The 9,499-nt window shown below is 68.3% G+C and carries 7 protein-coding genes; 3 read left to right on the top strand and 4 right to left on the bottom strand.

Annotation, left to right across the window (positions count from 1 at the left end):
* Positions 1-949 (bottom strand): cytochrome c oxidase assembly protein (locus AD72_RS03290; RefSeq protein WP_037344729.1); only part of this gene is annotated, 949 nt, incomplete at its 3' end.
* 89 nt (positions 950-1,038) lie between these two features.
* On the opposite strand from AD72_RS03290, the gene AD72_RS03285 reads away from it, so the two are divergent.
* From AD72_RS03285 to AD72_RS03275, 3 genes are all read left to right on the top strand, one after another.
* On the top strand, positions 1,039-2,394 hold the full coding sequence (locus AD72_RS03285) for a type I glutamate--ammonia ligase (protein WP_031464863.1): 1,356 nt from the start codon (positions 1,039-1,041) through the stop codon (positions 2,392-2,394).
* A gap of 815 nt (positions 2,395-3,209) precedes the next feature.
* Complete coding sequence (locus AD72_RS03280; RefSeq protein ID WP_031464862.1) at positions 3,210-4,934, top strand: glycine/sarcosine N-methyltransferase; 1,725 nt, start codon at positions 3,210-3,212, stop codon at positions 4,932-4,934.
* Positions 4,935-4,984: 50 nt separating this feature from the next.
* Entirely contained in the window at positions 4,985-5,617 is a 633-nt protein-coding gene (locus AD72_RS03275; protein ID WP_031464861.1) for a class I SAM-dependent methyltransferase, read from the top strand.
* Here AD72_RS03275 and AD72_RS03270 read toward each other — a convergent pair.
* From AD72_RS03270 to AD72_RS03260, 3 genes are all read right to left on the bottom strand, one after another.
* Complete coding sequence (locus AD72_RS03270) at positions 5,614-7,032, bottom strand: MFS transporter (protein WP_231644718.1); 1,419 nt, start codon at positions 7,030-7,032, stop codon at positions 5,614-5,616. The two genes, AD72_RS03275 and AD72_RS03270, sit on opposite strands and share 4 nt — an antisense overlap.
* A gap of 61 nt (positions 7,033-7,093) precedes the next feature.
* A complete protein-coding gene (locus tag AD72_RS03265; protein WP_156365026.1) occupies positions 7,094-8,077 on the bottom strand; it encodes an ABC transporter substrate-binding protein in 984 nt (327 codons plus the stop codon).
* A 15-nt stretch (positions 8,078-8,092) separates the two neighbouring features.
* Positions 8,093-9,463 (bottom strand): DHA2 family efflux MFS transporter permease subunit, encoded by a 1,371-nt coding sequence (locus tag AD72_RS03260; protein WP_231644717.1) that lies wholly within the window; start codon positions 9,461-9,463, stop codon positions 8,093-8,095.
* Positions 9,464-9,499: the final 36 nt, after the last annotated feature.

Genomic DNA, 9,499 nt, shown 5'->3' with positions numbered 1-9,499 from the left:
CCGCGGCCAGCCTGCGCAGCATCGCATTGTAGGCGGCCAGATTCGCCTCTTCCTCGTCGTCGATGGTGCTGTCCTCACCGTGCTCGGGCGCGGTCTCCGGCTGGGTTCCGGTGGCCTCGGCGAACTGCTGGCGGCGCGCGGCCTCGAGCCAGCGCCCCATTCCGGCATCCCGTGGCGCACTGATCCACGCGCCGATGATGTACACCGCGATCAGCACCATGAGCCCGTCCCCGAGCACCCACATGACCGCCCCACCGGTGCGCAGATCGGAAAGCGGCGCGGGCCCCCAGTCGTTCGGCACCATTCCACTGATCGCGAAGGGATCGGTGTTGTGCATCATCAGGATCACCCCGACCACGGTGTCCACGACCATCCCGATGAACGAGAGGAACAACCGCAGCGGATAGGACAGCCGCCACCGGATGGGCTCGCAGTTGAACATCGTGATGAAGAACAGGTACCCGCTCAGCAGGTACAGCGCGAGCTCCAGGTAGCGCAGCCCCGGATTGTCCCGGACCGCGGGCAGGAACGCCGTCAGGTGGGTTCCCACGACCACGACGGCGTAGAACACCAGGGTGACCGGGGGCGCGGTGAGCGCGGCCACCGTGCGCCCGCGCAACACCCCGGCGACCCGCTGCCCCCCGACGCGCGCGAGCAGCGTCAGCGGCCTGCCCAGGATCAGGAACGCGGGCACCACCATGATCATCATCAGGTGCTGGATCATGTGCATCCAGTACAACGTCCTGCTGTAGGCCTCGATGGAACTGTTCACCGCGATCAGCCCGAACACCACGCCGAGCTCGAACAGCAGCACATCGCGCACCGGCCAGCCCTTGGCACGGCGCAGCAGCACCAGGTAACCGAACCCGAGCACCAGGAACACGATCGTGCTCGGCAGGTCGAGCCGCCAGGTGGTGAACGCGTTCCCCCAGCTCAATGGCGCCATCATGGCTCCATATTCCCACCGTGCGCGCGCGGGCGGTTGGGTGGATCATGTGAGCTCGTGCGGGGTGGGACGACCCGAGGAGTCGAACAAGGATGTTGGATCAGCAAGCACGGCGCCGGCTCGGCGAGCGCGCGGAGGCGATGCGCGCCGAACTGGCCGGCCACGGAGTCACCATGGTCGGGCTGACCTGCGTGGACAACGCGGGTATCACACGGACCAAGGCGGTCCCGCTTTCCCGGCTCACCCACGCGGCACGCTGGGGCGTCGGCATGTCGCCGTGTTTCGACGGGTTCTCCGCGCGCAGCGTCCCGGTGCCGAGCGCGCACTCCCCCGGTGTCGTCGGCGACATCCGGCTGCATCCCGATCTCGACCGGCTCAGCACCTTCGCGGCCGCGCCCGGCTGGGCCTGGGCACCCGCCGACCGGCTCCGCCAGGACGGCACCCCGCATCCTGGTGACCAGCGCACCCTCACCACTTCGGCGGTCTCCGCGCTCGAGACCGCGGGACTGCGCGCGCGGATGGCCTTCGAGATCGAGTGGATCATCGGCACGCCGGCCCAGGACGGCTCGTTCACCCCGGCCGCGGGTGGCCAGCCCTACGGATTCGGGCGGCTGACCGAACGCGCCGAGTACCTCGCCGAGATCGTCGCCTGCCTTGGCGCCCAGGGCATCGAGGTGGACCAGGTGCACCCGGAGTACGCGGCCGCGCAGTTCGAGCTGTCCATCGCGGCCGCCGATCCGGTGCGCGCCGCCGATGAGTACGTGCTCGTCCGGGAGACCATCCGGGCGGTCAGCTTCGAGCACGGCTGCCGGGCCAGCTTCGCGCCCTCGGTGCTCGCCGGGGCCGCGGGCAACGGACTGCACGTGCACCTGAGCATCTGGTCCGGGCAGCGCAATCTGATCGACGCGGGCCCCGGTGACACGGGCGGTTCCTTCGCCGCGGGCATCCTGGACCGGCTGCCCGCACTGCTCGCGATCGGCGCACCGGCCGCGGCGAGCTACCTGCGCCTGGTGCCCCGGCACTGGTCGGCCCCCTACCGCTGCTGGGGCACCGAGAACCGGGAGGCCGCGCTGCGCTGGATCCAGGGCGTGGACGGCGAACGCGACAGCGCGGCCAATATCGAGGTCAAGTGCTTCGACAGTGCCGCCAATCCCTACCTGCTCGCCGCCGGGCTGCTGTTCGCCGGGCTGGCCGGGTACCGCGAGGGCGCTCGGCTGCCCGAAGAGATCACCGTCGACCCGGCGAGCCTCGACGCGGACCGCGGCGCCGAACGGCTGCCGACCAGCCTTGCCGAGGCCACCACGGCCTTCGAAGCGGATCCGGTGCTGTGCCGGGCCTTCGGCACCGAGCTGAGCGGGCTGATCGCCGATCTGCGCCGCGAGGAGCACGCCCACTTCGCCGGCGCCGATCCCGAGCAGGTGGTCGCCGAGTCTCGCTGGCTCTACTGAACCGTGACGAGATCGACATCACGCCCGCTGCCCCGGGGCGCCCGGCCGTGCGCCGCGCCGCGGGGTGACAAAGCTGGCGGACCGGGCTCGCGCGCCCGCGCGCGAAATTCGCGGCGTGCGGTGCGCGTACTCCCTCGGAATTTACGTGTTCCGTACGCGACCGGAAATGACATGGGCGCACCCAAGATTTGTTGCGCCTTCCGCATCAAAGTGCGCATTACGCTCCGAAGCGCGAATCCGGCGAACGTACGGCTAGTGGAGCAACACATCCGGAGCCATTGCCTCTAATCTCCACTGCTAGTAGCATCCAAGTGCTCCAATCGAATGAAGGAAAGGGTGAAGTACGGCGTGCATGCGTTCTCCGGCTCCACCGTGGATGTCGATTCGAATGCGGCACCGCTACCACGAGAAACAGCATTCGGGACGGCTTCGCGAGGCGTACGAATTCACGCCGAAGCGGGTTCACCCAGGGCGACATCGAAGCGCCCCGTGTTCACGCCTTCGCACCATTGTCCCGCGATCGAAGAATGCATACGATAAGTATGGAATTCCGGAAGATCGGCAAACAAGGCCGATCGAGCGCGCCGGCCAATTAGCAATGCTGGGCGACTGAACGCGAGCATATTCCGCAATGACGCGGCAGGAACACGGCGCGATACCCGGTCGTAACCGTCGACGCTGACGGCGCACGAGCATGCGCGAAACACGACCGAATTCCAGTAAAAATCAAATATAACCGAAGTAATAAAAGAAAATAGCAGAACGCAAATTACCGAGCACGCTCAGGTAGTAACGCAGACGCGGAGGACGAGACAATGGCCAAGTCGCCGGCGCAACCGACCCGTACCAACGACTCGAGTGACGTCGAAACGGCAGGCACGAATCCCGCGGTCCCCGATCTACCACCTGTCGAGCCGCACCCTGCCCAGAACTTCGGCGACGAGCCTCTCGAGGTACGGGAATCGGACCACTACACGAACGAGTACGTCGGTGGATTCGTCGACAAATGGGACGAGCTCATCGATTGGAAGAAGCGCTACGAGAGCGAGGGCAGCTTCTTCATCGACCTGCTGAAATCACGCGGGGTCAAGAAGGTTCTGGATGTCGCGACCGGCACGGGTTTCCATTCCGTGCGGCTGAACGAAGAGGGCTTCGAGACGGTCAGCGCGGACGGCAGCCAGGAAATGCTCGCGAAGGCGTTCGACAACGGCCGGTTCTACGGCGGGCACATCCTGCAGGTCGTGACCGCGGACTGGCGCTGGCTCAACCGCGATGTGCACGGCACTTTCGACGCGGTCATCTGCCTCGGCAACTCGTTCACCCACCTGTTCTCCGAGCGCGACCGGCGCAAGGCGCTCGCCGAGTTCTACGCGGTGCTCAAGCACGACGGCATCCTGATTCTCGACCAGCGCAACTACGACGCGATCCTGGACAACGGATTCTCCAGCAAGCACACCTACTACTACTGCGGTGACTCGGTTTCGGCCGAGCCGGAGTACGTGGACGACGGGCTGGCCCGGTTCCGCTACACCTTCCCGGACAAGTCGGTCTACCACCTCAACATGTACCCGCTGCGCAAGGACTACGTGCGCAGGCTGCTGCGCGAGGTGGGCTTCCAGAATGTGGACACCTACGGCGACTTCCAGGAGAGCTACACCGAGGCGGACCCGGACTTCCTGGTGCACGTGGCGAGCAAGGAGTACATCGCCGAGGCGGACACCAGCAAGTACTCCAAGGCCGTGCACACCGCGCGGGACTACTACAACTCCGAGGACGCGGACAACTTCTACTTCTCCGTGTGGGGCGGCGAGGACATCCACATCGGCCTCTACGAGAACGAGAAGGAAGAGATCGCCTCGGCGAGCCGGCGCACCGTGGAGCGGATGGCGAACAAGCTGACGCTGACCCCGCAGACCCGGGTGCTCGACGTGGGCGCCGGATTCGGCGGTGCCGCCCGGTATCTCGCCGAGACCTACGGCTGCCACGTGACCTGTCTGAACCTCTCGGAGAAGGAGAACGAGCGCAACCGCGCGATGAACGCCGAGCGCGGCCTGTCCCACCTGGTGGAAGTGGTGGATGCCTCCTTCGAGGACATTCCCTTCGACGACGACACCTTCCACGTCGTCTGGTCCCAGGACGCCTTCCTGCACAGCGGGGACCGCACCCGGGTGCTCCAGGAGATCGAGCGGGTCATCAAGCCGCATGGTGAGCTGCTGTTCACCGACCCGATGGCCGCGGACAACTGCCCGCGCAGCGCGCTGCGCCCGATCCTGGAGCGGCTGCACCTGGACACCATGGGTTCTCCGGACTACTACCGGCGCGAGCTGGGCAGGCTCGGGGTCAAGAACGTCGACTTCGAGGCGCACACCGACCAGCTGACCACCCACTACGGCCGGGTGCTGCAGGAGACCGAGGCCCGGGAGTCGGAGCTCGGCCTCTCCGCCGACTACCTCGACCCGATGAAGACCGGGCTGCGGCACTGGGTGGACGGCGGCAAGGCGGGCAACCTCGCGTGGGGCATCTTCCACGCCCGCTGGTGATGCCCACAGTGCACCGCTGAACCACGATCAGCCGGGTACCCTCATCGCTCGTGACGAGTCTGGGTGCCCGGCTGATCGCTGCCATGGACCGGTTCCACGCCGCACGGCCGTGGGACCACAACGCGCACTATCATCGGCTGATTCTGCGGCAACTGCCGGAAAAACCCCGCTCCGCACTCGATATCGGTTGCGGCACAGGAGAATTCGCCAGGAAGCTCGCCGCGACCGGGGCTCGGGTGGACGGCATCGACACCGATCCGGCCGCCATCGCCGGGGCGACCCGATCCGGCGGCGGGGTCCGCTACCTGACCGCGGATGTGCGGACCGCTCGGCTGGACCGGTATGCCACGGTGGTCAGCATCGCAACCGTGCACCACCTGCCGCTGACCGAGGCCCTTCCCCTATTGCGCGGCTTGCTCGAACCGGGCGGCACCCTGGTCGTCCTCGGGCTCTACCGGAAGCACACCATCAGCGACCGGCTGCTCGGGCTCGCCGCCGCAGCGGCGAATCTGCTCGTCGCGGCACTGCGCGGCCGGAACACGCCCCGCACCCCGCCGATGTGCACCAAGCCTGCCGGGGAGACCCTCGCCCGGATCCGCTCCGCGGCCGCCACCCAGCTGCCGGGTGCCCGGATCCGGCGCCTCCTGTTCTGGCGCTACATCCTGGTGTACGAACAGCCCTAGCCGTTCCCCGATCCACGCGGGGACCGGGGAACGGCGACGATGAGCGCACTGAGGGCCAACGGGGGCAGGGCCCACAGCGCCGCGCTGAGGTAGCCGTGCTGACCGGGCAGCATCGCGCCATCCGGGGTTGCGGCGGCGAGCAGGAAACCGGAGAGCGCGCTGCCGATGCTCATCCCGATGCTGCGGCCGATCTGGTTGATGGAGAGCACACTGGCCGTCTCGGCTTGCGGCACACCGACGAGCACGAGCCTGGGCAGCACCGCGAAGACACCGCCGACAGCGAAGCCGAGCAGCGCGATCGCGAGAAGGACCACCGGCAAGGACTCGCTGCCGATGGTGAACAGCAGCGCGCCGGCCACCGCGATCACGACCGCGAGCGCGTACGTCCAGCGTTCGGTGATCCGCGTGCTCAGGCGCGGCACCGCCTTTCCCGCGAGGAACCCGAGCAGCGAGAACGGGATCAGTGCCGCACCGGCGGCGACCCCGGGAAGCGCGAATCCGTAGTGTGCACCGGACGGGGTCTGCACGTAGCGGGTGAACAGGCTGAACAGCAGGTACAACCCAGTGCCCGCGACGAGTATCGCCAGGTTCGCGCGCAGCACCGGGCCCTGGCCGAGCAGCCGCAGGTGCACCAATGGCGCCGCGGCGCGCAGTTCGAGGAAAACCCAGCAGGCCAGGATCACCACGGAACCGGCGAGGATGCCACCGGCCAGCCACGCCGTGGCCCAGATCGAGGGTTCGGCCACGACCAGGAGCACCCCGAGGGTGCCGATGGCCAGGAGCAGCGCACCGGCGAGGTCGATCCGGGGACGCGGCCCGGGTTCCTCCACCGGCAGCGTTCGCCAGGCGATCACCAGTGCGGCGGCGGACAGCAAGAGCCCGAGTCCGTAGGCCGCGCGCAGGCCCGCGAGCTGGTCGAGCAGGCTGATCACCGGGTACCCCACCCCGATGCCGACCGTGGTCGCGACCGAGAGCGCGGCGATCGTGGACGCCGACCGCTCGGGTGGCAGATGGGCGCGGGCGACGCTCATCAGCAAGGCCCCCACCGCGACCGCGAAGCCCTGTAATCCACGGCCGATCAGCAGGGCCGCGAACGGAAGCGGGAGCACGGTCAGCAGCCCACCGGCCACCACCAGGGCGAGCGTGACCAGGATCGTGATCCGGCGGTACGGGCCGCTGCCGAGCCTGCCGAGCACCGGACCCGCGATCGCCCCGCTGAACAGGGTCACCGTCAGGGTCCACTGCGCGGCGTCCAGGGACACGTGCATTCCCGTGGCGACCGGGGTGATCAGCGGCGCTCCGACGCTGCCGATCACCGCTCCCGCCAACGCCGTGCACACCAGCGCGCGGCTCAGCCGCCCGTCCCGCCGGGTGAGCGCGTGGTCCCGGCTTTCCGTGCTCATCGGTTCGGCCATGATCACAAGTTACCAGTTACTAACTACTAATAAGTGTGACCTCGGTCCACCGCGAGCTAGCTCAGTGCAGCGCGCGCAGCTTCGGCACGAGCTGGCGCAGCGACCACTGCAGGCTGCCCGGCGAGGGAAAGGCCACTGCCTGCGCCAGTTGCGGTTCGAGCGGGATGTAGTGCCCTGCCCGCACCGCGGCGAGCGTGCCGAAGGCCGGGTTGTCCTTGAGCGCCTGCAGCGAATCCGGTTGCCCGGTAGCGAAAACCACATCGGCATCGGCGGTGCCCAGGGTCTCGTAGCTCAGTTTCGCCCGCCCCACGGTCGAGGAGTCCGGCAGCCGCTGCACCGGGGCGGAGAGCCGCAGCCCGAGCTGGCCGAGCAGCCGCGCGCTCACATCCCGGCCGGAGTTCACCACGTGCACCCCGTTCGCCTGCGGGGCGACGAGAAAGCTGAAGCTCTTGTCCCGCAGGGAGGACAGCTCGCCACGCGCCTTGCCGATCGCCTCCTTGGTCTCGGCGATCAGCCGGTTCGCCCGGTCCTCGGTGCCGAGTGCGCGGCCGATCACCTGGGTGCTGCGCTCCCAGCTGTCCGCGTTCGGGCCGCCGGTGTAGTGCACCACCGGGGCGAGCCTGCTCAGCTTCGGATACGAGTCCGTGAGGTTGTAGTCCTTCGCCGCGAGGATCAGATCCGGGCGATACGAGGCGATCTTCTCGATCGGATCACCGTTGGTGGTGGAGAACCGCTCCGGCGCCGAACCGCCGAGCCGCGCCGCGGTCCACGGTTCGATCCCGTTCGGCGCACCGGCCACCGAGGCGATGGCGACCGGCCGCACGCCAAGGGTCACCGCGATGTCCGCACTCGTCCAGTCCAGCGCCACCACCCGCCGCGGCCGGTGCGCGATCTGCGCCTCTCCGAGTTTTCCTTGCACCGTAACGGGAAACGGACCGCCACCGGCGGCCTTCGCGTCCTCGGTTCCGGTGCCCGATCCGCACGCCGTCAGTCCGCATCCGAGCAGCACGGTCAGCAGTGCCGCCGCCATTCGACCAGATTTCACATAGGTGAGCCTAACCTAATGCTGCGGCTTGGGGAGCAACCTGGCGACGAGCACTACGGCCAGCAACGCCCCGGCGATCCACCACGCCGCACCCGGATAGCCCGCACCGCCCTGCATCAGGACCATGACCAGGGCGACCCCGAACGAGGCACCGAACTGGTTGAGCATGTACAGCGCGGAACTGCCCTGCGCCATCTGTTCCTCCGGGAGGCTGCGGTACAGCGAGCCCATCGTCGGCGCGGCCACCAGCCCCATGGCGGCACCGACGAGGAACAGCCCGATCAGGACCCAGCCGAGACCGGTGCCGGTCCCCGCGAAACCCAGGCCCAGCATGACGACCGCGGACCCGGCGGCTCCCAGCCCGGCGAGGCCGCGCGTCCCGATCCGATCGGCGAGCCGCCCGGCGTACGGCATCGAGAGCGCCGAGCCGATGCCGTACGGCGCGATCAGCAGCCCGGCGGCGAACTGACCGAAACCGCGCAGTTGCTGGTAGTACAGCGGGAACAGGTAGGTGATGGAGAACATCGCCGCTCCGGTGAACAGCATCACCGCGACCGCCCCGGTGAACCCCCGGTTGGTGAACAGCCGCGGATTCAGGATCGGTTCCCGGCGCCCGCGCAAGGCACGCGGCAGATAACACGCGAGCAGCGCGATCCCGGCCACCAGCGGAAGAATCGCGCCGAGCGTGCCTGGTTCCTCGCCGAGCCGGGCGAGACCGAGCATCGACAGCGCGAATCCCGGGCCAAGCAACAGGAAACCGAGCAGATCGAAGCGCCCCGCGTTGCCGGGTTCATCGGTGGGGATCATCCGCAGCGCACCGAGGAAGGCCAGCGCGCCGATCGGCAGGTTGATCCAGAACATCCACCGCCAGTCGAGCGAGGACAGCACCAGCCCGCCGAGTACCGGGCCGAGAACCGGGCCCAGCGAGAGCACCACCCCCATCAGCCCCATCACCCTGCCGGTCCGCGCGGGCCCCGCGGCGCGCGCGAGCATGGTCAGCAGCAGCGGCTCCAGGAACCCGGCGCCGAGCCCCTGCAGTACCCGGAATCCGATCAGGCTGGCGATGTCCCAGGAGAACGCGGCCGCCAGTGAGCCGAGCAGGAACACGGCGAGCGCGAACAGCCACAGCCGTTTCGCCCCGAACCGGCCCACCGCCCAGCCCGCGACCGGGACCATCGCGGCGACCGCGAGCAGATATCCCGAGGCCACCCAGCCGACCGTGGCCAGGCTCGCGGAGAACCGCACGGCGAGCGTATCGGTGGCGACCCCGACCATGGTCGCGTCCAGGATGCCCATGATTCCGCCGAGCAGCAGCACGAAAATGCGGCGCAGCACCGGGCCGTCGAGCCGAGTACTTGACTCGGAAGTTGTTTGAATTGAACTCACCGGTTCAACCTAGCGAATTGAACCCGTGAGTTCAAT

Origin of the sequence: Sciscionella sediminilitoris (genome assembly GCF_000737195.2) — a bacterium.
Taxonomy (GTDB): Bacteria; Actinomycetota; Actinomycetes; order Mycobacteriales; family Pseudonocardiaceae; genus Sciscionella; species Sciscionella sediminilitoris.
Note: the sequence above shows the minus strand (reverse complement) of the source record. Positions and strands in the feature narration are given on the sequence as shown.

What these genes read in the sequence shown, in the direction of transcription:
- AD72_RS03285 (WP_031464863.1), top strand. Translation starts at nt 1,039, where the DNA reads ATGTTGGATCAGCAAGCACGGCGCCGGCTCGGCGAGCGCGCGGAGGCG.
- AD72_RS03280 (WP_031464862.1), top strand. Translation starts at nt 3,210, where the DNA reads ATGGCCAAGTCGCCGGCGCAACCGACCCGTACCAACGACTCGAGTGAC.
- AD72_RS03270 (WP_231644718.1), bottom strand. Translation starts at nt 7,032, where the DNA reads ATGGCCGAACCGATGAGCACGGAAAGCCGGGACCACGCGCTCACCCGG.